The 24,312-nt window shown below is 48.1% G+C and carries 26 protein-coding genes; 19 read left to right on the top strand and 7 right to left on the bottom strand.

Annotated elements, in window-relative coordinates; genetic code table 11:
* Positions 1-700: 700 nt before the first annotated feature.
* From SIB80_RS06970 to SIB80_RS06955, 4 genes are all read right to left on the bottom strand, one after another.
* A complete protein-coding gene (locus SIB80_RS06970; protein ID WP_063406751.1) occupies positions 701-901 on the bottom strand; it encodes a hypothetical protein in 201 nt (66 codons plus the stop codon).
* A gap of 269 nt (positions 902-1,170) precedes the next feature.
* A complete protein-coding gene (locus tag SIB80_RS06965; protein WP_063420151.1) occupies positions 1,171-1,608 on the bottom strand; it encodes a hypothetical protein in 438 nt (145 codons plus the stop codon).
* Between the two features lie 22 nt (positions 1,609-1,630).
* A complete protein-coding gene (locus SIB80_RS06960) occupies positions 1,631-2,107 on the bottom strand; it encodes a pentapeptide repeat-containing protein (protein ID WP_063407051.1) in 477 nt (158 codons plus the stop codon).
* A 231-nt stretch (positions 2,108-2,338) separates the two neighbouring features.
* Positions 2,339-3,421, bottom strand: a complete 1,083-nt coding sequence (locus tag SIB80_RS06955) for a DMT family transporter (protein WP_236066089.1) — start codon at positions 3,419-3,421, stop codon at positions 2,339-2,341.
* A gap of 491 nt (positions 3,422-3,912) precedes the next feature.
* Here SIB80_RS06955 and SIB80_RS06950 point away from each other — a divergent pair, with 491 nt between their 5' ends.
* From SIB80_RS06950 to SIB80_RS06895, 12 genes are all read left to right on the top strand, one after another.
* On the top strand, positions 3,913-4,293 hold the full coding sequence (locus SIB80_RS06950) for a YraN family protein (RefSeq protein WP_063407049.1): 381 nt from the start codon (positions 3,913-3,915) through the stop codon (positions 4,291-4,293).
* Between the two features lie 251 nt (positions 4,294-4,544).
* On the top strand, positions 4,545-5,900 hold the full coding sequence (gene gdhA / locus SIB80_RS06945) for an NADP-specific glutamate dehydrogenase (RefSeq protein WP_063420149.1): 1,356 nt from the start codon (positions 4,545-4,547) through the stop codon (positions 5,898-5,900).
* A gap of 710 nt (positions 5,901-6,610) precedes the next feature.
* Positions 6,611-7,453: a 16S rRNA (adenine(1518)-N(6)/adenine(1519)-N(6))-dimethyltransferase RsmA gene (gene rsmA, locus SIB80_RS06940; protein WP_063395827.1), complete on the top strand. Its 843-nt coding sequence runs from the start codon at positions 6,611-6,613 to the stop codon at positions 7,451-7,453.
* Positions 7,450-8,409 carry a 4-(cytidine 5'-diphospho)-2-C-methyl-D-erythritol kinase gene (ispE, locus tag SIB80_RS06935; RefSeq protein WP_063420147.1) on the top strand — a complete coding sequence of 320 codons (960 nt, stop codon included), beginning with the start codon at positions 7,450-7,452 and terminating at the stop codon, positions 8,407-8,409. Before rsmA ends, ispE begins: the two co-directional genes overlap by 4 nt.
* The gene (locus tag SIB80_RS06930) at positions 8,406-8,759 is read left to right on the top strand and encodes a DUF3082 domain-containing protein (protein WP_063420146.1); all 354 of its coding nucleotides are present in this window, start codon (positions 8,406-8,408) and stop codon (positions 8,757-8,759) included. Before ispE ends, SIB80_RS06930 begins: the two co-directional genes overlap by 4 nt.
* A 203-nt stretch (positions 8,760-8,962) precedes the next feature.
* On the top strand, positions 8,963-9,946 hold the full coding sequence (locus SIB80_RS06925) for a pyruvate dehydrogenase complex E1 component subunit beta (RefSeq protein ID WP_011129997.1): 984 nt from the start codon (positions 8,963-8,965) through the stop codon (positions 9,944-9,946).
* 3 nt (positions 9,947-9,949) lie between these two features.
* Positions 9,950-11,437 (top strand): protein translocase subunit SecD, encoded by a 1,488-nt coding sequence (gene secD / locus SIB80_RS06920; RefSeq protein ID WP_063415327.1) that lies wholly within the window; start codon positions 9,950-9,952, stop codon positions 11,435-11,437.
* A gap of 3 nt (positions 11,438-11,440) precedes the next feature.
* Positions 11,441-12,520 carry a protein translocase subunit SecF gene (gene secF / locus SIB80_RS06915; protein ID WP_063420145.1) on the top strand — a complete coding sequence of 360 codons (1,080 nt, stop codon included), beginning with the start codon at positions 11,441-11,443 and terminating at the stop codon, positions 12,518-12,520.
* Entirely contained in the window at positions 12,513-12,773 is a 261-nt protein-coding gene (locus tag SIB80_RS06910; RefSeq protein ID WP_063420144.1) for a hypothetical protein, read from the top strand. The genes secF and SIB80_RS06910 overlap by 8 nt, the downstream gene beginning before the upstream one ends.
* A 1,196-nt stretch (positions 12,774-13,969) precedes the next feature.
* A complete protein-coding gene (locus SIB80_RS06905; protein ID WP_041384951.1) occupies positions 13,970-14,209 on the top strand; it encodes a Nif11-like leader peptide family natural product precursor in 240 nt (79 codons plus the stop codon).
* Between the two features lie 522 nt (positions 14,210-14,731).
* Positions 14,732-15,805 (top strand): class I SAM-dependent methyltransferase, encoded by a 1,074-nt coding sequence (locus SIB80_RS06900; protein ID WP_011129991.1) that lies wholly within the window; start codon positions 14,732-14,734, stop codon positions 15,803-15,805.
* Positions 15,806-15,901: 96 nt separating this feature from the next.
* On the top strand, positions 15,902-16,222 hold the full coding sequence (locus SIB80_RS06895; protein ID WP_011129990.1) for a hypothetical protein: 321 nt from the start codon (positions 15,902-15,904) through the stop codon (positions 16,220-16,222).
* Between the two features lie 17 nt (positions 16,223-16,239).
* Here SIB80_RS06895 and SIB80_RS06890 read toward each other — a convergent pair whose 3' ends face one another.
* A complete protein-coding gene (locus tag SIB80_RS06890; RefSeq protein ID WP_011129989.1) occupies positions 16,240-16,512 on the bottom strand; it encodes a hypothetical protein in 273 nt (90 codons plus the stop codon).
* 54 nt (positions 16,513-16,566) lie between these two features.
* Between SIB80_RS06890 and SIB80_RS06885 the strand changes: the two genes are divergently transcribed.
* The 3 genes from SIB80_RS06885 (at position 16,567) to SIB80_RS06875 (ending at position 18,447) form a co-directional block, all read left to right on the top strand.
* The gene (locus SIB80_RS06885) at positions 16,567-16,821 is read left to right on the top strand and encodes a DUF6439 family protein (protein WP_011129988.1); all 255 of its coding nucleotides are present in this window, start codon (positions 16,567-16,569) and stop codon (positions 16,819-16,821) included.
* On the top strand, positions 16,776-17,300 hold the full coding sequence (locus SIB80_RS06880) for a DUF3104 domain-containing protein (protein ID WP_236066087.1): 525 nt from the start codon (positions 16,776-16,778) through the stop codon (positions 17,298-17,300). The genes SIB80_RS06885 and SIB80_RS06880 overlap by 46 nt, the downstream gene beginning before the upstream one ends.
* A 175-nt stretch (positions 17,301-17,475) precedes the next feature.
* Positions 17,476-18,447, top strand: a complete 972-nt coding sequence (locus tag SIB80_RS06875; protein WP_063420142.1) for a hypothetical protein — start codon at positions 17,476-17,478, stop codon at positions 18,445-18,447.
* Positions 18,448-18,589: 142 nt separating this feature from the next.
* Here the strand turns inward: SIB80_RS06875 and SIB80_RS06870 are convergent, their stop codons facing one another.
* Both SIB80_RS06870 and SIB80_RS06865 read right to left on the bottom strand, forming a co-directional pair.
* Positions 18,590-19,072, bottom strand: coding sequence for an ATP-binding protein (locus tag SIB80_RS06870; RefSeq protein WP_169189984.1), 483 nt, complete (start codon positions 19,070-19,072; stop codon positions 18,590-18,592).
* A gap of 64 nt (positions 19,073-19,136) precedes the next feature.
* The gene (locus SIB80_RS06865; protein WP_063420141.1) at positions 19,137-19,853 is read right to left on the bottom strand and encodes a GUN4 domain-containing protein; all 717 of its coding nucleotides are present in this window, start codon (positions 19,851-19,853) and stop codon (positions 19,137-19,139) included.
* 39 nt (positions 19,854-19,892) lie between these two features.
* Here SIB80_RS06865 and mnmH point away from each other — a divergent pair, with 39 nt between their 5' ends.
* Genes mnmH through SIB80_RS06845 form a run of 4 tightly spaced genes read left to right on the top strand, consistent with a single transcriptional unit; the run spans position 19,893 to position 23,487 of the window.
* Entirely contained in the window at positions 19,893-20,993 is a 1,101-nt protein-coding gene (gene mnmH, locus SIB80_RS06860; RefSeq protein ID WP_063420140.1) for a tRNA 2-selenouridine(34) synthase MnmH, read from the top strand.
* Between the two features lie 25 nt (positions 20,994-21,018).
* Positions 21,019-21,372, top strand: coding sequence for a photosystem II reaction center protein Psb28 (psb28, locus tag SIB80_RS06855; RefSeq protein WP_011129983.1), 354 nt, complete (start codon positions 21,019-21,021; stop codon positions 21,370-21,372).
* A gap of 34 nt (positions 21,373-21,406) precedes the next feature.
* Positions 21,407-22,489 (top strand): AI-2E family transporter, encoded by a 1,083-nt coding sequence (locus SIB80_RS06850; RefSeq protein ID WP_063420139.1) that lies wholly within the window; start codon positions 21,407-21,409, stop codon positions 22,487-22,489.
* Positions 22,486-23,487, top strand: a complete 1,002-nt coding sequence (locus tag SIB80_RS06845) for an AI-2E family transporter (RefSeq protein ID WP_063420138.1) — start codon at positions 22,486-22,488, stop codon at positions 23,485-23,487. The genes SIB80_RS06850 and SIB80_RS06845 overlap by 4 nt, the downstream gene beginning before the upstream one ends.
* Positions 23,488-24,312: the final 825 nt, after the last annotated feature.

Below are 24,312 nucleotides of genomic sequence, written 5' to 3'. Positions count from 1 at the left end.
TGATATAGAACTACGCTGACATTTATTCTAACGTAGGAATTAACTAAAGAATTGTCAGCTTACTCGATCTGTACAGATGTTGAACAGTTAAAAACAGGTCTGATCACTATCTATGCTAGGAATAGCCATGCAAAAAGACGAAAAATCATAATAGCTCATCTAGAAAGATGGGCAGTCATCAATTGCAGATGTTGGCAGGTGAAGACCATCTCAAATTGACAATCAGGATGGAAAACCATTTTGTGCTCAAAGAGAAGTCTAATTTGCGCGTGAAGCGGTTGATTGAATAAGATTGCGGATAAAAAAAGGATCCGACCTATTCTTAAAGACTTAACCAGAAGAGACTGAAAGGACTATATCTAAATGGAGAGCCTTAGATAAACCTTAGGCTGAATCATTCTTGGCATGTCTGCACAAGAAATTATTGATTTATCACACAAACAATTTGTCATTAGTGATAAAAGAAAATCTTCCTGCCCTCTATAATCTTTATAGGCTAAGATTATAGTTTTAGGAACTTAGTCATCAACATCATGCAGCGACATTATTATTAGTGAATGGGCTTTCAAATCGATCTATTGCATTGTCTGCTTGCCTAGCATTAACAGCAACGGCAAAAGGTGACCGCCTTTCAGATTGGCATCTCCACAGGCAAGTGTTATTGCTTTGACGATGGAAGCAGCTGAAAGACTTAAAGAAACTAGAATGAGTCTTGATTCCAATTCTTAATCAAACTGCCGAAAAACTCCCTTTGGCCTGTAGTGAGTTCAAATTGTTTCTTTACGGGGGTTGCTAGGGACATCCGCATTGATGGAATTGCTGTTACCGCTAAAACTGCAGCAAGAACGACACGAAACAATCCAGTGGAAACGAAAACAATCAAACCAGTCTTTGACTTCATCGGTTAGGGTTCAAATGAAAAGAGGTAAAAGAAAATCTCAAAGCAAAGGTTCTGGAGTTAACAATTTAGATCTAACCCCTTTTCTGCTCTAGATCAACCCTTCAGATGAAGGGTTCTATCGTTGAATGTTGCCTTCTCTCGTTAATGAGACTTTTACCTAAGCCCTCTTTGAAGATGCCCTTTGCATCGATCATTGTCTTAAGAAAAGCTATGCAGGCTAAGCACTTTCTTCACGGGACTTGATCAAGCCGGATTCAGTTCTAAGACGATCAAATCTCGTCTTCGTCTTCGTCTTCGTCTTCGAGAAGAAGCTGCCCGAAAGCAACATAAAGACTCTCCTCTGTGCTGCCAGGCGTCAGCGGGGGTGTCTTGGCAACGGTCGTTTTACCTTTTCTGGCGGAGGAGGATCTGTCGAGGGGGTTCATTTCGCCTTGTTGTTGGCGGACTCCTTCAGCCGACTCCTGAGTCTGTCGCTTGGCTTCGGCGGCCTTAAGGCGGGCCATCAAGTGAGGAGGAACTGTGCCATCAGGGCTCACCTGCATCAATTCCTGGAAGAGGGCCTGGGGATCGTCTTCGGTTTCGATGCGATGACGACGTTTGCTTGCTCGAGGCTCTGCTGTACTTGAAGCAACTGGTGTTGGCAAGGGCCGGGGTAACTGGCGACCCAGTTCACGTAGACGTTCAAGACTGCGGGGATCAAAACTCATCGGAGTGGTTGGCGTGGAGTATTTAGCTGCAGCCCAGGCTGTCTGCCGTATTGCGACCTGTGATCGGGTTGGTTCCCTCCGCCACCTCACAAAGCGTTGTGAGAGCATCGCCTCGCAGGGGCACATTGGTGAAGTCGGCACCTGTAATGGTTACGTTTTTGAAGCGGGTGTTGAAGGCGAAGGCGTCCTCAAGCACTGCATTGGTGAGATCAGTTCCATCAAATATGGCGGAATCAAGGGTGGAGTCTCGCAAGTTGGTGTTGCTGAGGTTGGCATCGTGAAGCTTGGCTCCAAAAAGGGTGGATCCTTCTAGATCACTCCCAGATAGATTGGCCTCTCGCAGGTTGGCAAGATTAAATGTGTCACCTCGCAGATCCTGGTTCGAGAAATCTGCATTGACCAACACCTGTTGGGAATGATTCATGATTGCCCAACTGGGTTGCAATGGCAATAGAAGTAGAAGGGCAGCAGCAGAAAAGCCAAGTAGTCGGGCGAACATTGGGGTAGGGGTTAAATAGTTAAACCATAGGTCCATAGGTAGAGGAATGATGGCTCTTGAGAAAGAAGTTTGCTGAGCTACGCATCCGCATCCCCATAAAAGCTTCTACGAGTGCTATCAACATTTACCCATGAATCATCCAAGTAGATAATTTATCAGGTTAATCGAATAAAATAAATCCTATAGCCAATACAAGAAAATAAAAGACTGTTCAAAGATTTACTATTGAGATTATTGCCTACCTACTAATTTACGGGTTGGCTTCCACTCACTCGCAAAGACTGCAAGCGCTAGAATCAACAGAGAAGCATAGGCACTTGCTGAAAGCTTATTCTGCAGGAAAACAACCCCTAGAAAAACTCCTACTAAAGGAACTAGATAGTTAACGAAGCCGGCAAATGTGGCTCCAGCAAGACCTACAAGACGAACATACAACACATAAACCAGACCTCCAGCAAAAGCACCCTGAGCAACCATTGCTATTACCGCATTACTCTCGATAGGGTGATGTGTTAAAGGTTGGCCAAGCAAAAGCAGTAAAGCTCCTAACTCGATGGCACCACAAAGAAGTATATCTCTTGCTATTTTTATCGGAGTACCCATCTCTGGCAGGGTTCTAATCAATACAAGACTAATGGAAAAGCTCAGTGCAGCGGTTAAAATTGCTGCACTTCCAAGTAGGCTGTTGCCTTGTTGAGATTGGCTAACCTGAGGCCATAACAACACAACAACACCTGCAAAACCAAGGGCAATACCAATAAACTTACCTCTCGTAACTGGCTCACTGCGAACAAAAAGAACAACTAAAATAAGAGTAAAGATTGCTACGAGTGACATCAGAATCGCGGCAATAGCACTGTTGACATGTTGCTGACCCCAGGCAACAAGGAAGAAAGGAAGAGTTGCTTCAAAGAAGCCAATCATAATGATTTGACGCCAATAACTTATCTTTGAAACCGGATTATCATGAGCTTCAGGCAAGATCGACAAGAATCCACTCAGTGTTAAGAAGCCAATCGTCGCTCTAAGCCATGAAACTGCTTGAGGAGTAAAGACTTCTAGAGCAAGATCATTAAGTAAGAACTGAGATCCCCAGATTAGAGCAATTAAGATGAGAAGTACATATCGAAATCGAGATCCCTGGATTTGATTTGTCTGTCCCATCGAATTTCTCTCTATATATTTTATCATTCTACTGCCATAAGAAGCATCCCAGTTCATGCGCTTAAGGCTTCTTAGCTCAATCACTTGAGCATGATCAATAGGGTCATCTGCAAACCATTTCCTTATTAGCCAAAGCTGTAATAACAACAAGCATAAGAATACCGTTATTCAACTTATCTTGTTTACAAATTTAGCATTGAGGTTCATTAATGTTGCTTTGCATTAGGACTTAACTCTGCACTGCTGCCAGCAAAATTCCTCAATCGCTTCAATTTAGAAATCCCCAAATGGAGATAACTCTTCAAAAACAAATCGTTCAATCAATTCACTAAAAAATGTTCTTCTTGAAATCGTCTCAAAGCTGCCTTTCTATCAAACAAGGCAATCGCCCGGCGAATCAAAAAGTGGATTGAATAGATTTTAAATAAAGCACAATCTAAACCTTGTCAGCAATAAAAAATCACTAGTCTTGCCTGTCATATTGAGTTTAGCTGTAAAGTAATGATTCTACCTATCACTTTAATAAGCAATAATTGGGGCATCATTCTCTTGAACTTTTTGCGTTAAATTCATACGTGCTGCTTTGTGTATTGGTACAGCATCGATGCATGGGTGGAATTCTCATGTGAATGCAGCAGCAAATGATGGATTCAACCCGGAAGGGGTGTTGGGGCGAAGAGCGGGTGTTACGCCTCCTACAAAGACGCGGATGGCAGTTGGTGAGCCAACGTTGGTCATGTCGCTATGGCGAGTTAGATCTTGTGCTTGAGAAGCAGCAACGGCTGCTGGTTGTGGAAGTGAAGTCTCGTCGTTCTCGTGGATTAGATCATTGGGGATTGTGTGCCTTTAACAAAGGAAAGCAGCTGCGATTGATGCGTGCGATTGGATGTTGGCTGGCAACTCATCCTTACTTCGCTGAACACAGCTTGGAGTTGGTGTTGGCATTGGTGCCCTTACCGCCGAGTCAAAACACACTCGATTGGATTCGAATTGACGACCTTGACATTGATGCTGCTGATTAAAGCAACTGTATTCTTCATCTCTTGATGACAGATTGCTGACAGTTCCTTAACTTCCTCAACTGTTTGCTATGCGGATAAAATGCATCGTAAAACTGGATCAGGCTGTTGTCTGTTTATTGCCAAGTTTTTCATGATTCCTGAGAATGCCTTGGTCATACTTTTAAGCTGATCTGGATAATATTCTGTATTAAAGTCACTTTAGGCGCTTGCCATGAAATCATACTAAATGACTTCTTGATAAAGGACAGCTGATGTCTGATGCTACTAGCCATGAGATAGATCATTTCATGAAAGGTCTGATGAAGAGAAATCCTGGAGAGCCTGAGTTTCATCAAGCCGTCCATGAAGTTGTTGAAACTCTAATCCCTTTTATTCTTTCCAACCGTGTTTACAAAGATGCACAGATTCTGGAGCGGATGACGGAACCTGACCGCGTCGTTATCTTCAGAGTCTGCTGGGAAGATGATTCAGGCAATATCCGCACAAATCGAGCATGGCGTGTACAGTTTAATAATTCCATTGGCCCTTATAAAGGTGGAATACGTTTCCATCCCAATGTCACCTTGAGTGTCCTGAAATTTTTAGGTTTTGAACAGACCTTTAAAAACAGTCTTACTGGTCTGCCGATGGGTGGAGGGAAGGGTGGATCTAACTTTAATCCTAAAGGTAAAAGTGACCGGGAGATAATGCGATTTTGTCAATCTCTGATGATTGAACTTCATAGACATATTGGTGAAGACACAGATGTACCTGCTGGTGATATCGGAGTCGGTTCTCGTGAAATTAGTTATATGTTCGGTCAGTACAAGCGCCTTGAAAATCGGTTTAGTGGAATCTTGACTGGCAAGGGGCTGTCATTCGGTGGAAGTCTTGTTCGTACTGAAGCGACGGGTTACGGATGTGCTTATTTCTGTGAAAATATGCTCAATCATATAGAGGACTCCCTAGTTGACAAAATATGTTCCATCTCCGGTTCAGGAAACGTAGCCCTCTACGCAGTTGAAAAGGCCATTGAACTAGGAGCCAAAGTTGTTACTCTTTCTGACTCAGATGGTTTTGTACACGTCCCAAACGGCATTAATCTCGAGATGCTTGCTTTTGTCAAGGAGCTAAAGACTGTTCGCCGTGGGCGAATCCATGAATTTGCTAACCACTACAAAGGCGTTGATTTTTACGCAGGAAAGCGTCCATGGAATGTTCCCTGTGATATTGCCTTCCCTTGTGCTACTCAAAATGAGATTAACCGTGCAGATTCACAGGAACTGATCAACAATGGTGTTAAAGCAGTTGTTGAAGGTGCGAACATGCCAACCAATCTTGACGGCATTCATGAATTTCGTCATGCAAAAGTAATACTTGCTCCTGCCAAGGCTGCAAATGCTGGGGGTGTCGCAGTCTCTGGCCTTGAGCAGAGTCAGAATGCATTGCGTCTATCTTGGAGTCGTGAAGAGGTCGATCAACGCTTAAAGTCAATTATGTTGGAAATTCACTCCAAATGTGTTCAGCATAGTCATAAATTCGAAAACTACACTGATTACATTACAGGAGCCAATATTGCAGGATTTACGAAAGTTGCTGATGCAATGCTGGCTTATGGAATTGTTTGATTTTATATCAGTGAATACATATGATTATGTTCGGCTGAGGTCGAATCAAAAGGGACAAGCAAAGTTTCATGATTTTTACACTCTGTGTATCGGGTTGATGATGATAGAACTTTAATAATCTCTCTTTTTCATTGTGCCTGCATAGATTGCAAAAAACCAATAAAAATACAGATTTCCTTGAAGTCGTTATTAGATGTGACCGTCAATATCGAAACACACTCGATTGAATTCGAATTGACGCCCTTACATTGATGCTGCTAATTAAAGCAACTCAATCGATCAACAGGGTTGTGTTGATTTTTTTAGCTTGAATCAGAATTGGACGGTAAAACCAGCAGAAGCTCTCCAATCGATGTTTCGGTTGGATGAATCCCAGATTTCAACGCCACCACGTGCATAGACCTTGAATCATGTGAAGCCAATGTTGTTAGTGGTTTAATCGAGCCCGGATTCCAAAAGCACTCCATTTTGATCGTCTTGGTGGGATGAGCAGGAAAGGGTGTTGTCGGTCTATAGATGAAGCCAATTGTTTGAGCTGAGTTGTTTTGATGCCAATCAAGAATCCATGCAGTGCGCAGACTTGGAACAATCAGGGATCTATCGCCGCTTTTGATTGGAACAGCGAGTTTGACTCCGAGTTTTGTCTGCAGCTTTTTTTGATCTTCAATCAATTGCGCCGCCCTCTATACCGATTGGTGCAAAGTTGAGGGATGGCCTTTTCCGGACATCACGCTCGCAAGCGCTTTGCTCAACACTGGCTAATCGATGCCGCTGTGTTGACTCAGATTCTCGATGCAGCTGATGTTCAACCAGATGATCGTCTGCTGGAGGTAGGTCCTGGTCGTGGAGCACTCACTGAAAGGTTGCTGGCCTCTTCTGCCTCTGCTGTTCATGCTGTTGAACTTGATCGCGATCTGGTCTCTGGGTTGAGGCAGCGTTTTGCAGATCAAGCCCGCTTCAGCTTGCAAGAAGGTGATGTGTTGTCTGTTCCATTGACTCTTGCTGATGGCCGTGCTGCGACCAAAGTGGTGGCCAATATTCCCTATAACATCACCGGTCCTCTGCTTGAGCGTCTTCTCGGTCGCTTGGATCGACCTGTTGATCATCCCTATCAACGCCTTGTGCTTCTTTTGCAAAAGGAAGTCGCTCAACGGATTCGTGCCTTGCCCGGGCAGAGCTGTTTTAGTGCTCTAAGCGTGCGCCTGCAGTTGCTCGCTCGTTGCACAACTGTTTGCCCAGTGCCGCCGCGCTCTTTTAAACCGCCGCCGAAAGTTCATTCTGAGGTCATCTTGATTGAACCTCTTGCTCCTGAACAGCGCCTTGAGCCACTGCTCGCCAAACGTGTTGAGTCTTTGCTGCGTCAGGCTTTTTTGGCCAGGCGCAAGATGCTGCGCAACACTCTTGCCAAGGTTCTTCCTGCTGCTGAACTGAATGCTCTGGCTGATGATCTTGGCATCAGCCTTCAGCAACGCCCCCAAGAACTGTCCCCTGCCACTTGGGTGGAATTGGCGAGGGGTTTGAATCGGGCGGATCTAGTAGACCCTGAGCCATGAGCATATCTAACCCTTCAGCTGCTTCAGGGCATCTGGTTAGCGTCTCGGCGCCAGCCAAGATCAATCTCCATCTTGAGGTGCTTGGCCTGAGGTCTGATGGTTTTCATGAGCTAGCGATGGTGATGCAGAGCATCGAACTCGCTGATCAACTTCATTTCCGCAATACGGCTGATGGCAGCATCAGCCTTCGCTGCGATGATTCCAGCCTCAGCACTGCTGGCGACAATTTGATCGTGCGAGCTGCGCATTTATTACGCGAGCGCTCAGGGTTCTCTGACCTTGGTGCCGCGATTGAATTGCAAAAACGCATCCCAATTGGAGCTGGTCTTGCGGGCGGCTCAAGTGATGGTGCAGCAACACTGGTGGGGTTAAACGGTCTCTGGAATCTCAATTTTTCTCAGGGTCAACTTGAAGGTTTTGCGGCTGAGCTTGGCTCCGACATGCCCTTTTGCCTGGCAGGTGGAAGCCAATTGTGTTTCGGCCGTGGGGAAAGGTTGGAATCGCTACAAGTGATGAAAGCATCAATGGCCGTGGTGTTGGTGAAGGATCCATCAGTGAGCGTTTCAACCCCCTGGGCTTATGGACGCTGTAAGGAACTTTTCAGTAGTCGTTATCTTTCAAAGGAATCTGATTTTGAGCAACGTCGTCAGCAGCTCAGAGAATCTTCTTGGCTGAATCCTTTACGGGCTGATGATCCGCCACCTCTGCGCAACGACCTTCAGAAGGTTGTTGCACCCGAAGTTTCGGCTGTGCAAACCACTTTGAAGTTGCTCACTGATTTGCCTGGTTCTCTTGCAGTATCGATGAGTGGATCTGGTCCAAGCTGTTTTGCCCTTTTTGCTGACGTTGCTTCAGCTCAGGCTGCACTTCAGCTCCAACAGCCTGCCTTCGCCGCAGCTGGCTTAAGCAGTTGGTGCTGCGCGTTCCGCTGTGAAGGCATCAAACTGGAAGCATGAGCGATTCCAAAAACAGCTCTTTCGAGAAGGCAGATGCAGAGTCATCCAACACATTGGCAGAGACGCCTGCGACACCACGTAAGGGCCCGCTCAGTTTTCTTTCTGGGGCGATCACCAGTGGACTTTTTGCCTGGCTTTGCCTGATTTTGAGCCAGAAGACAGTGACTTATTTCGCTCTTCATTCGCCTAAATACAGCTCTGCGATTGCCCAAAGCATTGCTTCGGGGTTTAAAACCCTGATCATCGGCATGTGTTTTCTAGCCACATTCAGCTTTGCCTTCATTGGTTTTGGACTAACCCTTGTGTTTATTCGCAGTTTGTTTGCTGGCAAGGAGCCAGATGCTGCCTAGCTTTTGTGGGTTGACAGCCTGATTGCCGATTCAGGACTTCTACAGATGACCCCTCACGATCTTGGTCAGTTGGTGCTGTTGCTCTCTCCTGGTCTGTTGCTGTCCGTTTTGCTGCTTTCAGCATTTGCCGCAGGAGGCTAATGCTGCTCAGGCTGAGATAGCTTGGCCTCTTCCACCGGCATGGCCGGGATTGCAACGAAAACGTGTCAGGGACGCTTCTCTTTAATGCTCTTCGAGATGCCATCGATGAAGAGATGGCCAGAGATTCGCATGTTTGTGTGATGGGAGAGGATGTCGGCCAATACGGCGGCTCCTACAAGGTCACCAAGGATCTCTACGAGAAATATGGCGAGTTGCGGGTGTTGGATACACCGATTGCCGAGAACAGTTTTACGGGTATGGCCGTTGGCGCCGCCATGACTGGCCTACGCCCGATTGTGGAGGGCATGAACATGGGTTTTCTGCTGCTTGCTTTCAACCAGATCTCCAACAACATGGGAATGCTTCGTTACACCAGTGGCGGAAATTTCACAATTCCCACCGTGGTGCGTGGGCCTGGTGGTGTGGGACGCCAACTCGGTGCTGAACATAGTCAGCGACTTGAGGCCTATTTTCACGCTGTGCCTGGGATCAAGATCGTTGCTTGCAGCACGCCAACCAATGCCAAGGGCTTGATGAAAGCCGCGATCCGAGACAACAATCCAGTTCTCTTTTTCGAGCATGTGCTGCTCTACAACCTGATTGAGGAGCTCCCAGACGGTGATTATGTCTGTGCCCTAGATCAAGCAGATCTGGTTCGTGAGGGTAAAGACGTCACGATCCTCACCTATTCCCGTATGCGTCATCACTGTCTCAAGGCTGTTGAACAGTTGGAGGCAGACGGCATCGATGTGGAATTGATCGATTTGATAAGTCTCAAGCCCTTCGATATGGAGACCATTGTTCGCTCCATCCGTAAAACCCATCGGGTGATTGTGGTTGAGGAGTGTATGAAAACTGGTGGGATTGGTGCTGAGTTGATTGCGCTGATTACTGAGCAGTGTTTTGACGAACTCGATGCTCGCCCAATTCGCCTCTCCAGTCAGGACATTCCAACTCCATATAACGGCAAATTGGAGAATTTCACGATCATTCAGCCTCATCAGATTGTTGAAGCGGCTAAGCAGATTGTTCTTAAGGGGCTTTGATTGATGGCACGTCAACAAGGCTGGTTTGCGCTCATTCTTGCTCTTGCCATTGCGGCAGGTTCTGTCACTGCAAGCTTTCCGCTTGAGTTGGGCCTTGATCTTCGTGGTGGCAGTCAGCTCACTCTTGAAGTGCAGCCCGCTGGTGAGATCACTCGCGTGAAATCGGAGCAGCTAGAGGCGGTCAAAGCTGTTTTGGATCGTCGCGTCAATGGCTTGGGTGTTGCCGAATCCACCCTGCAGACCATTGGTGACGATCAACTGGTGTTGCAGCTTCCAGGAGAACAGGATCCCACCAGGGCTGCCAAGGTGCTTGGCGAGACGGCCTTACTTGAGTTTCGAGCTCAAAAACCTGGCACAGAACAGGAGGTTCGCGGCCTTCAGCGCCTAAAACGACAGGTAGAGAGCATTCTCAAGTCCAAGCAGGAGCGTGCGATATCCGGAGAGTCTCCCTCTGATGATGAACTCGACAAACAGCAACTTGTTGAAGCGCAGCAGGCCTTTGGTTTGCAAGGCAGTGTTGGCAGTGAGGTCGAGCAGCTGGAACAGTTGAATGAGAAAGTCAGCATCAAGATCGCTGAACTCTTCGAGCCCACGTCCTTAACCGGGAAGGATCTGGTCACAGCTGGGCGTCAGCAACAGCAGAACGTTCCTGACAGCTGGGAGGTGACACTTAGCTTCAACCGAGAAGGCGGAGATCAATTCGCCGAGCTAACACAATCAATTGCTGGCACAGGTCGTCTACTTGGCATCGTTCTTGATGGAAGGTCGATCAGTGAAGCCAGCGTCGGGGAACAGTTCAGAGCCGCTGGCATTACTGGTGGTGCGGCCACGATCAGCGGTAATTTCAATGCTGAAGATGCCCGCGACCTGGAAGTTCAGTTACGAGGTGGTTCGTTGCCATTACCAGTAGAAATTCTCGAGGTTCGAACCATTGGTCCCACCCTTGGTGCTGAAAACATTCGCCGCAGCTTGATCGCAGCGCTCTCTGGTCTCGCCTTGGTGGCTGTTTTCATGGTGGTGGCTTATCGCCTTGCGGGCTTGGTGGCGGTGTTGGCATTGAGTCTTTATGCCCTGTTCAATCTCGCTATGTATGCTCTGATTCCTGTCATCCTTACCCTGCCTGGGATTGCGGGTTTCATCCTCAGTATTGGCATGGCAGTGGATGCCAATGTGCTGATCTTTGAGCGTGTCAAAGATGAATTGCGGCGTGGAAACACCTTGATTCGCTCGATCGAGACTGGATTTTCCCAGGCTTTGTCGTCGATCGTTGACGGCCATCTCACCACTCTGATTAGTTGCGCAGCGCTCTTTTTTCTGGGTACGGGTTTGGTTAAAGGTTTTGCCGCCACCCTCGGCATCGGTGTTGTGCTCAGTTTGTTTACGGCATTGAGCTGCACTCGCACTCTGCTGCGTTTTTTGATGGGCTATCAGGCTTTGAGGCGACCTACCAACTTTTTGCCTGCCAAACAGTTGCCTTCTTCTCTCGCCTGATCCATGGCTGTTTCATCATCTTCAGGAACTCGTCAACGCCCACTGAGATTTGAACTTTGTCGTCAACGACGACGAGTTTGGGGAATCTCAGGCCTGTTTGTGGTTTTGAGTTTGGTGGGCTTGATCCTCTGCTGGCTGAACCCTTCGATTGGTGCTCCCCTTCGTCCAGGACTTGACTTCACTGGTGGAACTCAAATCCAGCTGGAGCGCAGCTGTAGCAAGAGCTGTCAGTCGCTGAAAACCACAAGTGTTGAAGAGGTTTTGGGGGCTCTTGAGTTACCCGCTGACAAAGACAAGGTTGCGCCAAACCTCTCACGAGCCAGGGTTCAGCTTCTTGATGGGGGTCAGTCTCTGGTCTTGAGGTTGCCCTTCCTCTCTGCTGCTCAGGGGCAAGCTGTCATCAAGGCAATGGATCCTGTAGCGGGTCCGTTTCAGAGTGGTGGTCAATCGGTCGACACCATTGGCCCAAGCCTGGGAGGCCAATTGCTACGCAGCAGCTTGATTTCTCTTTTGGTGGCGTTCACGGGAATCGCTATCTACATCAGCCTCCGTTACGACCGTCGATATGCCCTTCTGGCCCTTGTGGCCCTTGCCCATGACGTGATCATTGTTTGTGGGATATTCGCTTGGCTGGGCCTGTTGATAACGCTTGAGGTGGATAGCCTCTTCGCGGTAGCGCTGCTCACCATTGCCGGCTACTCGGTCAATGACACTGTGGTGGTCTTTGACCGGATTCGTGAGCGCAGTCGCGAAGACAACTCACTGCCACTGACGGAACAGGTTGATCGTGCCGTATCCGCGACCCTCACAAGGACCCTCTACACCAGCGGTACGACCCTGCTGCCTTTGCTCGCTCTGATCCTCTTTGGCGGTGCAACGCTCTACTGGTTTGCGGTTGCACTTGCTCTTGGAGTGGTGGTTGGTAGCTGGTCGAGTATTGCTCTAGCCCCTTCATTGTTGAGCCTCTGGCAAGGCAGTGGTCCTCCGGCAGGGCCTTTATCAGCCCCTGCTGCTGCTCCACAACCGCCGTTGTCTTCCTCCCAGCCTCCACTTGAGGGAGGAGATACGATTTCAGATGGCTGAAACGGCACGCTCCCGTGGCCTATCTGGCGATCGTTGGTTGCCACTTCTTCTTTTGGGTCTGTCTCTCTGGGATTTACGAACAGAGTTTCTCTTGCTCTGGGAGCATTTCACCTTTACACAGTTGATTTTTGCTGTTCGCCATCACTGCCTTGCTGTGATTGTGCTGTTTTGCAGTCCTTCGCTTTGGCGCCGATATGGGGTCTCGCGGCGGCGTTCAGATGCTGGCCGCAACATTAAAGAGCCAATTGAATGATGCAAAGATTAAGGCTTGGATGATCTCTTCGCGAGGTTATTGATACTACTTAGAATTCGTGTTGGCGAGCTAAGAAAAGGAATAATTTCCTCAATCAAAAGACTAATTTTGCAACCTTTAATCTCACTATGAAGGCTCCACTGTTGTCAACTATTTTCCCATCAGTATGCTCGTTTTCCCATTGAGTTGGGCCGGCAGTATTACCGCTGAATCAGTTGGAGTCAGAACAACGCCATCGAGCGAGCCTGGCTGGAAATACATGCAGATACAACGATCAGCGGGGAGAAGTGCACCACAATCGAAGCCGGGCTTGGCAAAACTCGTTATCGCTGCAGAGTACACTTTAGCGATCCTCAATGAAGAGAAACTAATGTTATCTGCAATCGCGGTGATTAGTTCGGGTTGAGATCATTAAGTTGAGCAGGAAGAAGGCATAGATAGCAATGGCATTTTCAGCCTATGCCGCTGCATTCATCGTTGTGCAAGGCAGCTAAAAGGTTCCCTTAGATGATTTCTATTTCGGCTTAGCAGCTCAAGTAGGTTTTAATCCTCAAAGGTATTAGCCAGTCAACTGCCGATCTGACTTGCCAGCTTGATCCATGGGGCCCGTGGGAACCCCCTCTGCAAGAGATGGCCTCTCTCACGAAATCAGCAAGGGCGGGTTCTGCACCGATGGGCTGGCGTAGCCATTCAGATCTGGCTTGAGAGCGCAGTGACAGCTGGAGTTGACAAGGCGATACCGGCATGCTAGTACATATGTATCGCTTTCAATTCATGGCGCCTGTTTCGTCTCCATATGCCACCTTCAAAGCTGAAGATTGGTCGGATGCATCACCTCAGCCAATTTCTCAATGCGCGAGAATGGTTAGCCACAAGATCCACAAGCGCCTAACCGCAAACGTTTCTCATGCAACCACAAGAATAGGAAATCAGCCCCAATGGTGTTCTTTCATTCAAGGAGACCTATTTCAGGACAGCCTTCAGCATTGAAAAAGGGATGAACTCCACAAAAGCTCAATGACAGAGCTTCGCAGGAACCTAAGCAAAGCAGGTTTGCACTATTTCTAAGCACATCGGCCAGCCAAGCAAGATATCAATAGCAAAATTCTCTGTAAACATGAACAACTTATATGATTCTCTTCGAGAGTATTTGCCATTTATAGTAAAATCATTGTCTTCTTCATTCTTTGATCAGCATGCCAGAGGAGGATCTTAAAGCGTTGCTTTCCAAAGTCGCATCAGATCCGGTGCTTCAGCAGAAGCTTGAAGCACAACGTGTTGACACTCATTGGTTTGTGGTGCTTGCCAAAGAAGCTGGATTCTCTATCACAGTGGACAACCTCAAAAAACAAGCTCAGGCTTTAGAAAGTAAAGACCTTCAGCAGGCTGATGGAGTGCTCAATAATCAAACTGCAGACGAGCGTCCCTGGCTATAAAATTGTGGACGAGTAGCAATTTAAACTGATCTAACCAAAGAAACTTTCGCGATTTGGCTCATCTCTTCATTCCTTCTAATATCGACCGAATGCTCTATATAAGCTTACAAAGATATTCACTGCAATGCTTCACAGACATCATTGATATAGCCTTTGACTTACATTATTCTTTAATATTAAGGCCTGTGCCTTTAAGATGCATTTAGATCGCCAATATTCTTTCTAATAGCATCAATCGCAAAGGTCAATTGATTAGCAACAAATCAATAGATGCTTCCATTGATTAATACGAAACATCCTTACGATTAGGCCTTTAGCCATTGGTCATTCTTCGTAACTGGATCCTGATCTGTTGGATTAATCAACAAGAAATTAAGCTTAAAGCAATCACAAGCGAAAGCTTCGCGAAGCATTTCATATGCATTGTGATAGATCCTTAATTGAATAGGCAAGGCTTATAATCTGAGATCTCAGCAATTGCAAGGCTGATCCGCTGACATAGAGCACACCCAAATCAGGTTCATGGCGCAGCCAAGCCTCACCAAGTTCGCTTATCAAACCCTGCAGCAGAGCAAGACTCTTGCGGGCCTGGCCCACAAGGAATTGAGCACCAAGCTGATGGAATTGCTGGCACCTGATGCGATGCCAAGCATTGAACCGATCCCGCGAGAATTGCTGATGGAGCTGCGCAGCTCAATGTCAGCTCTCGAGCAACTTGACTGGCATGAAGCTGAACAAGGCATTTATCCAAAAACGCAGCTCTTTGAAGCTCCGTGGTTGGAATGGGCGAGCCGTTACCCCTTGGTCTGGTTAGATCTTCCCTCGACATGGCAGCGGCGCAAGGCACGCAATATTCATGATCTGCCAAACGATGTCGATTCAGAGATCTATCCCGATTACTACCTGCAAAACTTTCATCATCAAACCGATGGCTATCTAAGCGACCACTCTGCAGAACTTTATGACCTGCAGGTAGAGATTCTCTTTAACGGCACTGCAGACTCCATGCGGCGCAGGGTTTTAGCGCCTCTCAAGCGCGGGCTGAAACGCTTCCAAAGCCGCAGCTCCGCCAGTCTTCGGGTGTTGGATGTCGCAACCGGAACCGGTCGAACCCTGCAACAGATTCGCAGCGCCCTACCCAAAGTTGAACTGCTGGGGTTGGATCTATCAGCAGCTTATTTACGTCAGGCAAGCCGCTCGCTCAACAGCCGCAATGGAGAACTCGCGCAACTGGTGCGCGGTAATGCTGAACAGCTGCCGTTTGCTGATCAAAGTGTGCAAGGCATCACGTGCGTTTTCCTGTTTCACGAATTACCGAGTTCGGCGCGGCAAAACGTTCTTGACGAATGCTGGCGCGTGCTCGAACCAGGCGGGGTTCTGGTCCTAGCAGATTCTGTACAAATGGAAGACTCGCCCAAGTTCATCCCTGCCATGGAGAACTTCCGGCGGATATTTCATGAGCCGTACTACCGCGATTACATCTCCGACAACATTGAGGCACGTTTCCAAGCAAGCGGTTTTGAGGGCATTGCTGCCGAGTCTCACTTCATGACACGAGTTTGGACTGCTTTCAAACCGCTCCAAAACAACGCTTAAGCGGGTTTCCTGACACTCGGTAGTTCAATCGAGTCTCACAAATAGGGTGCTCTTGTTAGATGCAAAATCCGGTGTATTTTTTCCTGAAGGGACAACATGAGTAATCCCTTTCAACTGCGATGGTTACAGGGCTGGACCTTCCAAATTGTCTTAATGGAAGGCAAAGTGCAAGTCGAGGCACAAGGGTTTGGAATTTGCCTGCGAACGGCATTACTTCACGGTGAAAGCCCATCAGCCGCTGCAGACCGACTGGTCCTTGCAGAAGATCAACGACGGCAATCTCTTCGTAATGCTTGGATGCGCGGTCAACAGACGTCAAACCCTAGCGAGATGCCACTGCCTCCTCTGGAGCATGCCATTCCAGATATCTCTAAGTCACTTGTAGTAGTCGAGCAGGATCTACTAACAGCCGTTTGATCTGAATTCAAACGCAATTACCCGCTCTGGCTGAGCCACCAGCCAAGGGCAACTCCAGGTCCACCCCAACGCAAGGCCCGCCAAATCCACTCGCCAGACCACTTAGGCCGCAACCATTGCTCTGAAGGTATTTCCAGTATCTGACGCGCGAGCTGACTCCTCTGTTTGCTCCGTCTTGCTGCCAGCATCTTGGAAGATCGTTTCAGTCTGTCCTGGCGCTGCCCCAAAAGCACCAACCTTGACAGTCCATGCAGCCAACGGAGTTGAACCTGACGTGGCCGTGTCACCATTCAGACGGCTTTTACTATCACAAGCAAAATAGACCAAGTGAACCGCTGATAAAGATGGGAATCAAACAAGCTGAGTGGCCAATTGAGGTGCAACGCCAGGCCATGGATCTTCATGCTCAATTAAGCCTCAATGATCACAACTGGCATCAACAAAAAGGAGATGCCGACCGCAGAGCTGCAGAGCTTCTTGCTGGAGCCTTAGTCCAGCTGCTTCAAGGTGGAGAACGCTCTGATGTTGAGGCCCTTACCGATCAAAGCCTGCGTTGGCTAAGGCGCGAACTGAAAGCTCCTGGTTGCGGCAGGGATTAAGACAGTTGTTGCAACAGGAATGGCCTTTGCAGCAATGGTCCGGCTTCACCCTCAAACTTTCATCAGCAATTCCCATTCAGGCCGATGGCTGGGCCTGCGGCAATCGAAGCAACCCGCAATCACTCAACCAGACAAAGCGCGATACCCATGCTAGAACAGATGTACTGGCATGGGGCAGGTTGGCGTCGCTAGCGAGGGCAACAGAAGTAGGTCCAGGCTTTTTGCCAGAGGAATCAATCTTCCTTGCTGTTGCTTGTGGAGATGTGGTGATTGTTCAAGACAATCAACGGCATGCGCCTGAGAGTTGGTGGATGGGAGAAGTGATTCATATTGTCTCTGGAGCTAGAGGCCCTGACCCGTCTCTATTTCAGGTCGCTTGTATTGATACTGGTGTAATCAAAACAGTCAATGCTGATCAAGTCACAAAGGTAGTCCGATCAATCAGTTCACAAGACAAAGAGCGCATGAGCTATGATTGATCATCGGAGAAATGATTGATTGCCTTTCTAATTTTCTAATAGTCGAGCCAAGGCATACCGCTCAGGCTTTGACAAATGTATTGAAAATCTATGATTATTTTACGTATTTTAAATCCTACGAGCGATGGGCAGTCATTAAGACTATAATCGTTGAAAGAATTTCACAAGCCCAATCATGTCTAGCTATTATGAGTCGCTATATGCAGAATTTGTAAATAGCGATAATGACTACTACGTAAGCATTGGTGACGAGGGAAAGAAAGTTTTAGTTGATACAATGTCCCTGCTTGGGACGCACGAAAGGGTAAATACAGAAGATTTAATAGATAATATTTATGATAACAATGATTTAGTAGGCTCAGTTTCCGGGTGGGATGATTTAAAATTTAAATTAGGAGATTCTGATTCATACATCTCTTTTGAGGGGCTTGATTTCAAGCCGTATGTTGGCGATTACAACTATAGTTTCCCCAGTTTTTCGCTTAACCCCAAAAAATGGAAGGATCAACTTAATGATGTCAAAGTATACATCGATGTTGGAATGAATTGGGGTGGAAAAATGATTTTAGAGATAGGCGAAGAAACCGGAACATTTAATTTGGGCGAGACAACCATAATTCCAAGTATGGGCATTGATTTTCCAACTGGTTTTCCAGGTGTTAGCACCAATGGAACATTTGCCTTAAATTTTAAATCAGATATAACAATCGGCGATGAAATGAAGAGTAAAAAGGTTGAGTTTAATTTCAATCAGGACTTCGTCGCAAGACTGAGCATGAGCTTATTAGGTGGCATGAGTGCTGGTCAGCAAAAAAATGCTCTCGAGGGATCTGTATCAGTTATAGGCGAATCTGATCCAGTGACTGGCCTTGAATTTAGTGCGGGATTGATCCCAAAGATTGGCGCTGGTATCGGCTTAAAAGCACCATTTCCACCGACTGGATCCGAGTTTAAGATCGCACAAATCAATACGAATTATAGATTCCCAACGACTTTTGTTTATGAACCTAATGACCAATATATTCAAGTCCAAAATATCATAAGTGCAGATGCTGTTATCTTGGATATACCAGTTGTTAATCCTGGTGGCAAGCGGATTGAACTTGGAGAAATAATGTTATCAGAAACAAACTACCCTCTTGCTTAAGCACTACTGAATTAACTTGTATTTATCAAAATAGATTAGAAGGCTACTATATTGTCAATTTAAGGGCTGAGTGGGAGTAATTATTTTTAATTCAGGTACTTAAATACAAGCAAAAACAATTTAATATGATATGAATTATTTCTTAAATGCTATCATTTTGCGATTTCGGTCGACGACAAGCGAGCTGCAAGCGATTGCCACGCTGGCTCCAGCGCACATCATCAAAACACTGATAAATCAAAAACATTCCACGTCCACTATTGGCTTCAAGTTGAGCTGGAAGGCAACCAACTCGAGCATTGAGCGGTACACCGATCCCTTCATCCTGGATCTGCCAAATCATCCAGTTAGGCGTAAAGATTCGACGAACTCGCAAAGTTTTACCTGGATCACCGCAATTGCCATGTTGCACTGCATTCACCAAGGCCTCCTGCAATCCCAGCTGTAGGCGATAGCTGGTGTCCTGACAGGCAACAGGTTCAAGCAGGATCTCCAGCAAAGGAGTGAGCTGCAGGGTTGAAGGAAGAATGAAATCAGCCCAACGAAACAGCGGGGCCACCCCCTGGGGGCTAACGCTGAATAAAAGCCTAGAAGCTGCCCGTGACCAGGAAGGCATCAGGACCATTCAGACCTTTTTTGACCATAACCGTTCGCGTGCTCTAGGCCGGTGCCTCAAGCTGAAATCTGCTCTAACGGCGGGCTGCAAGTGATGGATGATGCAGCACCGCATCCATTAAGCGCACACCACGTAGCTGATTAATTAAAGGCATATGCCCCTCAGGGGCAGAGAGAGACCAGGTAAAGGAGCCTGGATAACGTGTCCATGTTCCATCCTGTTTCCATCCAATACGAGCCCAAAGGCTGTGATACCTGCCATCGAGAGCATTCAGCAAGCGCGCTTGGGTCGTAAACCCAAACCTTCCTTGTGAATAGGCAGTCCAGAGACGATCGATTGTGACCAGGTCGAGGCCATTGATCGCATGCACCTCACTGAAGTACACATAACCGCGCTGCTCGGCTCCAGGTCCTGCGAGCTTGCGCAGCGTTGCACTGGTGAAGCGATCAGCCTCCTCAAAGTTTTCGGCTAGTAGCTCGCGTTGCAAAGGCTCATAGTCGATCCCAACTGCTGATGGGGTCGAGAACCAGCCACTCGACTCACTGCTCAACAGGCTGGGCAAAACCTGCGACTGATGACGCTGAAAAACCTGCAGAATCCATCCTGCAGCCCAGTCGTCTCCCTCTGGGTCAAAAGAGGCAAGAGCTGCTTGAGCTAATGCAGCCAGCTCTTCTGCCCGTTCTTCAATCGTTGTCACCAAGCTGAGCCGTTGACGCTTTGAACCACTGGTGAATCGTTCCAGTAGTTCTTCAACGCTCTGGTTGGTGGAGGGGGTGGGACCGGAGATCATGGATCGAAACCGGCTCTTCTGGCTCGCCGCTGGCCCACTATGTCAGGAATGGGTACCCATACTCCTTACTCGATCGAAAGATTCCGTCAGGCCAATGGTCCTGTTGTGGACGTTCGCAGCCCAGCTGAATTCAATAAGGGACATTGGCCAGGTGCGATCAACCTTGCTCTCTTCAGCGATGAGCAACGGGCAGCGGTCGGCATCACTTACAAAAAAAAAGGTCGTCAGCAAGCGATCAAGCTGGGTCTTGAGTTCACAGGCCCAAAACTGTCAGGGCTTGCTGAAGCCCTGGTGAAAATCAGCAGAGATCCAACCACTGAATCAAAAGACACCTCTGCATCTGATCTACGCATTTACTGCTGGCGAGGAGGCATGCGCTCTGCGAGTGTTGCTTGGCTAGCGGGTCTTGTGGATCTCAAGCCTGTGCTTCTGGAGGGTGGATACAAGAGCTATCGGCGATGGGTGCTGCAACAATTTGAGCAAACCTGGCCTTTGCGATTACTCGGTGGCAGAACAGGCACGGGCAAGACTGATCTGCTCATTGCCATGGCACAACGAGGGGTCGCTGTCGTCAACCTTGAAGGTTTGGCAAACCATCGGGGCAGCAGCTTTGGTGGGTTGGGCTTACCACCACAACCAAGCACTGAACATTACGAAAATCTCCTTGCCGAATGTTTACAGCGCTGTCAAAACAGTTCTGCAGATGAAATCTGGCTGGAAGCGGAAAGTTCACAGGTGGGTCGCTGCAGAATCCCCCGAGCACTTTTCCATCAGATGCAAATGGCACCAGTGCTGGAGATCAACCGTTCACTTGATGAACGGGTTGCTCAACTGGTTGATGTGTATGGCCAGCATGGCCGTGAGTCTTTGCAGGAAGCGACCCAACGCATCAGCCGCCGTTTAGGCCCACAGCGAACACGACAGGCCTTGGATGCAATCGCTCTTGAGAACTGGGACCAAGCCTGTCGCGCCATGTTGGATTACTACGACCGTTGCTATGACTACGAACTAAGCAGGACCCCTCAAAGACAAAGCGTGGATCTTTGCGGACTGAACACAACCAAAGCCGCTGAGATGTTGATTGAACGAGAGCTTGTCAGATCAAGCCCCAAGCCACAGCTGGTTATGAACTCAACGTAAGATCCATATCTTGTCGTAGAGATCAATGGCTAACGCGAACAAAACTGCGGCAATTCAGTTCACACGTGGTGTTGATGAACCTGTCGTTCCCGACATCAAACTCACACGCAGTAGTGACGGCCGTACCGGCAGAGCTCTTTTTGTCTTTGATCAGCCAGAGATCATGGCCCCGGAAACATGGGCAGGCATCACCGGCATGTTCATGATCGACGAAGAAGGCGAACTCGTGACACGTGAGGTGAATGCACGTTTTGTGAATGGCAAACCAAGCGCACTTGAAGTCACCTACATCTGGAAATCAGAAGCGGATTTTGAACGCTTCATGCGATTTGCTAAACGCTATGCAGCTTGCAACGGTCTGGGCTACTCCCAAAACTAAGGGGAGAATGCAAAGGCTGGCTGCCTGAACACGGGTGAAATTCTCCCAATGGCTCGCTCTGGCTGCACTGATGGCAACGGGTGTGCTGTTTTGGAGCCTTAGAGAGGTGCTGATCCATCTCTTTGCAGGCATTGTTCTTGCCATGGCTCTCTGCACTCTGGTGGGTGAGCTGCGCACAAGGAAACCCATGCCTCGCAGCATGGCTTTACTGATCTGCTTGGTCGCTCTTGCCCTTGTTGTTGGCACTGCCACAGCAATTGTGGTTCCTCCTTTTACAGAGCAATTCCACCAATTGCTTTTACAACTTCCTTCAGCAGCGAAGGAACTCTGGAAGCTGGCCATCGGCGCCATCAACCAAACCTCTGCAATGGTCTACGGAGTTGACAACACCAAGGGTGGCTGGGAAGAACAGCTGTTTGCAAATGGGTTAAACGCATTACCAGATGGTGCAAGCTTGGCCTCAGGAGTGAGGGAAGGCCTGCAAGGCCTTCTGGGCCTTGCAGGCAACCTCGGCAGCGGCTTGGTGCAACTCCTGTTTGTGTTGGCAATGAGCTTGATGGTGGCGGTGCAACCGACGGCATACAGAGATGTAGCTATCTCGTTATTGCCTTCGTTTTATAGGCGACGAGCCCGCTCGATCCTGAGCCAATGCGGAGATGCGCTGAGCAGCTGGATGGTGGGTGTACTGATCAGTTCCTTTTGTGTGGCCCTGCTAGCCGCAATCGGCCTTTCACTACTTGGGATCAAGCTGGTGATGGCGAATGCCTTGCTTGCTGGGATGCTCAACGTGATCCCAAATGTAGGGCCTACCTTGAGCACGATCTTTCCGATGTCGGTAGCGCTACTTGATGCACCCTGGAAAGCAGTCGCTGTGCTTGGGCTCTATGTGGTGATTCAGAACCTGGAAAGTTATGTGATCACTCCATCAGTGATGCATCACCAGGTGAAATTGTTGCCCGGGCTGACTCTCACAGCCCAGTTTGTCTTCACAGTGGTGTTTGGTCCTCTTGGCCTGCTGTTGGCGCTACCACTCGCCGTCGTGCTGCAAGTGTTGATTCGCGAGGTGGTCATCCACGATTTGCTTGATCCCTGGAAGAAAAAGCGATTCGCGCCATGAATGCCCGCACCCTTCTTGTCGCACTCACTCTGGTGGTGCTGGCTTTGCTCACCTGGCAGCTGCGTTGGGTGTTGTTAGTGCTCTTTGGAGCAGTGGTATTAGCAGTAGCACTTGATGTCCTAATTGAGAAACTTCAGGACCGCCTCTCCTGGCCTCGTCCCCTTTCGCTAGCAGTGGTGCTGGTGGTGCTGCTGCTTGGCGGTGCCTTGGTTTTCCAGCTGCTGGTGCCTGAGTTGATCACCCAGGTTCAAGAGTTGGGCAACCTCATACCCACCCTGGTGACCAAGCTGAAATCGATGCTGGTCAGCAACCCGCGACTGATGAATCTGGAAGAGTCTTTTGCCGAACAGTTCAGCTGGGATCGGATCCAACCCTTGGGCTCGCAATTGCTTGGCGTGGCAGGCGGGGCCGCCAACAGCCTGATTCAGTTGTTGTTGATGAGCCTGCTGGCTGTCTTGCTAGCGCTAGATCCTGTATCCCATCGCCAAATGGTGATTGCTGCAACGCCTCGGCCTGCGCGACAGGAGATGGCTGAATTGCTTGATCAATGCCGTTTGGCTCTTGGTGGCTGGCTTGCTGGGATGACGATCTCAGCCAGCAGCGTGTTTGTTCTCACTTGGGCAGGGCTTGCACTGCTCAAGGTTCCTCTGGCCCTATTGAGTGCATTGGTCTGTGGCTTGCTGACCTTCGTCCCCACCATTGGGCCAACGGCCGCCTCCCTGCTGCCATTGGCCATGGCCCTGCTTGTTTCACCCCTACTAATGCTGCAAGTTCTGGTATTGCGGCTGATTTTGCAGAATCTTGAGGCGTTTTTGCTCACCCCGCTGTTATTGCGGCGTACGGTCAACCTGCTTCCCACCGTGGCGTTGATGGCTCAACTGAGCTTGGGCGCCTTATTGGGTCTACCAGGGGTGTTGTTGGCTCTGCCACTTGTGGTGGTTTTGCAGGTAGGAATGGAGCAGGTGGTTGTTAAACAGATCATGGATCGTTGGGCGTAATCATCCAACAATATTCGCTTGATATGAGGCTGTCATTTATTGATGATTGGCAACAAGTCAATCACGACGGTAACTTCATGCTGGACGATTTTATGTCCATGAGCTTTTTGGATTTATAGATGTATTTGGTATTGGATCTAGAATTAACCACTTGCACATCGCACTTGCACATCCCACTTGCACATCCCTGAGTCAAAAAGGTGAATAACAATAACGGACCCTTTCTCTCTTGAATTGAAAAAGTCTTTTTTTTGGATTGGATCAAGGAAATAGGCGTAAGCAGACACAGAGTAGATATACAACTAGCTTTCTAAGCTAGGCAGCTTGATACATTTGAAGTTTGAATGTAGCAATTCAAAAGCTCGGCAAAGCCAAAATCTACTTGAAGCCGTAAAGCTGTTCATGCAAACAACCGTATACGCAGTATTGGATGATTTATTAGCAGTTTCTACCATTGACTACGAAGACGTTTCTTTTGAAGCTTGGCCATTACTTAATGGCTGCAACTCATAAGAGCTCATGGGATTCTACTTAGTCATTTAGCTTGAACTACAAGAATGAATACTCCGTCTCATCTTCTGCTGCAAGATGCGGCTGACATTAATTTTGAATGGCTTACTATTTACACACTAATGCTAACAATTTAGCGCCCCAATATCTTATCAATGCATGTCTAACTCATAAATTTTCTACCATTAAATTCCAATCTCTTTGCATAGTCAAAGTTCTTCGGAGAACATCTTCTATAAAACAAGCCAAACTTTCCTGAATGCTAGGCCATGAAAAAGTCCCCGCTTGGATGCGGGGACTTGAAAATTAGTTTAA

This window comes from Prochlorococcus sp. MIT 1327 (assembly GCF_047304785.1).
Lineage (GTDB): Bacteria > Cyanobacteriota > Cyanobacteriia > PCC-6307 > Cyanobiaceae > Prochlorococcus > Prochlorococcus marinus_D.
This window is presented reverse-complemented; position numbering and strand designations above follow the sequence as displayed.

What these genes read in the sequence shown, in the direction of transcription:
- SIB80_RS06900 (WP_011129991.1), top strand. Translation starts at nt 14,732, where the DNA reads ATGGCGCAGCCAAGCCTCACCAAGTTCGCTTATCAAACCCTGCAGCAG.
- SIB80_RS06885 (WP_011129988.1), top strand. Translation starts at nt 16,567, where the DNA reads ATGGGAATCAAACAAGCTGAGTGGCCAATTGAGGTGCAACGCCAGGCC.
- secD (WP_063415327.1), top strand. Translation starts at nt 9,950, where the DNA reads ATGGCACGTCAACAAGGCTGGTTTGCGCTCATTCTTGCTCTTGCCATT.
- SIB80_RS06950 (WP_063407049.1), top strand. Translation starts at nt 3,913, where the DNA reads ATGATGGATTCAACCCGGAAGGGGTGTTGGGGCGAAGAGCGGGTGTTA.
- SIB80_RS06930 (WP_063420146.1), top strand. Translation starts at nt 8,406, where the DNA reads ATGAGCGATTCCAAAAACAGCTCTTTCGAGAAGGCAGATGCAGAGTCA.
- SIB80_RS06865 (WP_063420141.1), bottom strand. Translation starts at nt 19,853, where the DNA reads ATGATCTCCGGTCCCACCCCCTCCACCAACCAGAGCGTTGAAGAACTA.
- SIB80_RS06895 (WP_011129990.1), top strand. Translation starts at nt 15,902, where the DNA reads ATGAGTAATCCCTTTCAACTGCGATGGTTACAGGGCTGGACCTTCCAA.
- secF (WP_063420145.1), top strand. Translation starts at nt 11,441, where the DNA reads ATGGCTGTTTCATCATCTTCAGGAACTCGTCAACGCCCACTGAGATTT.
- mnmH (WP_063420140.1), top strand. Translation starts at nt 19,893, where the DNA reads ATGTCAGGAATGGGTACCCATACTCCTTACTCGATCGAAAGATTCCGT.
- SIB80_RS06890 (WP_011129989.1), bottom strand. Translation starts at nt 16,512, where the DNA reads ATGGTGACACGGCCACGTCAGGTTCAACTCCGTTGGCTGCATGGACTG.
- psb28 (WP_011129983.1), top strand. Translation starts at nt 21,019, where the DNA reads ATGGCTAACGCGAACAAAACTGCGGCAATTCAGTTCACACGTGGTGTT.
- ispE (WP_063420147.1), top strand. Translation starts at nt 7,450, where the DNA reads ATGAGCATATCTAACCCTTCAGCTGCTTCAGGGCATCTGGTTAGCGTC.
- SIB80_RS06870 (WP_169189984.1), bottom strand. Translation starts at nt 19,072, where the DNA reads ATGGTCCTGATGCCTTCCTGGTCACGGGCAGCTTCTAGGCTTTTATTC.
- SIB80_RS06910 (WP_063420144.1), top strand. Translation starts at nt 12,513, where the DNA reads ATGGCTGAAACGGCACGCTCCCGTGGCCTATCTGGCGATCGTTGGTTG.
- rsmA (WP_063395827.1), top strand. Translation starts at nt 6,611, where the DNA reads ATGGCCTTTTCCGGACATCACGCTCGCAAGCGCTTTGCTCAACACTGG.
- SIB80_RS06905 (WP_041384951.1), top strand. Translation starts at nt 13,970, where the DNA reads ATGCCAGAGGAGGATCTTAAAGCGTTGCTTTCCAAAGTCGCATCAGAT.
- SIB80_RS06960 (WP_063407051.1), bottom strand. Translation starts at nt 2,107, where the DNA reads ATGTTCGCCCGACTACTTGGCTTTTCTGCTGCTGCCCTTCTACTTCTA.
- SIB80_RS06970 (WP_063406751.1), bottom strand. Translation starts at nt 901, where the DNA reads ATGAAGTCAAAGACTGGTTTGATTGTTTTCGTTTCCACTGGATTGTTT.
- gdhA (WP_063420149.1), top strand. Translation starts at nt 4,545, where the DNA reads ATGTCTGATGCTACTAGCCATGAGATAGATCATTTCATGAAAGGTCTG.
- SIB80_RS06875 (WP_063420142.1), top strand. Translation starts at nt 17,476, where the DNA reads ATGTCTAGCTATTATGAGTCGCTATATGCAGAATTTGTAAATAGCGAT.
- SIB80_RS06845 (WP_063420138.1), top strand. Translation starts at nt 22,486, where the DNA reads ATGAATGCCCGCACCCTTCTTGTCGCACTCACTCTGGTGGTGCTGGCT.
- SIB80_RS06965 (WP_063420151.1), bottom strand. Translation starts at nt 1,608, where the DNA reads ATGAGTTTTGATCCCCGCAGTCTTGAACGTCTACGTGAACTGGGTCGC.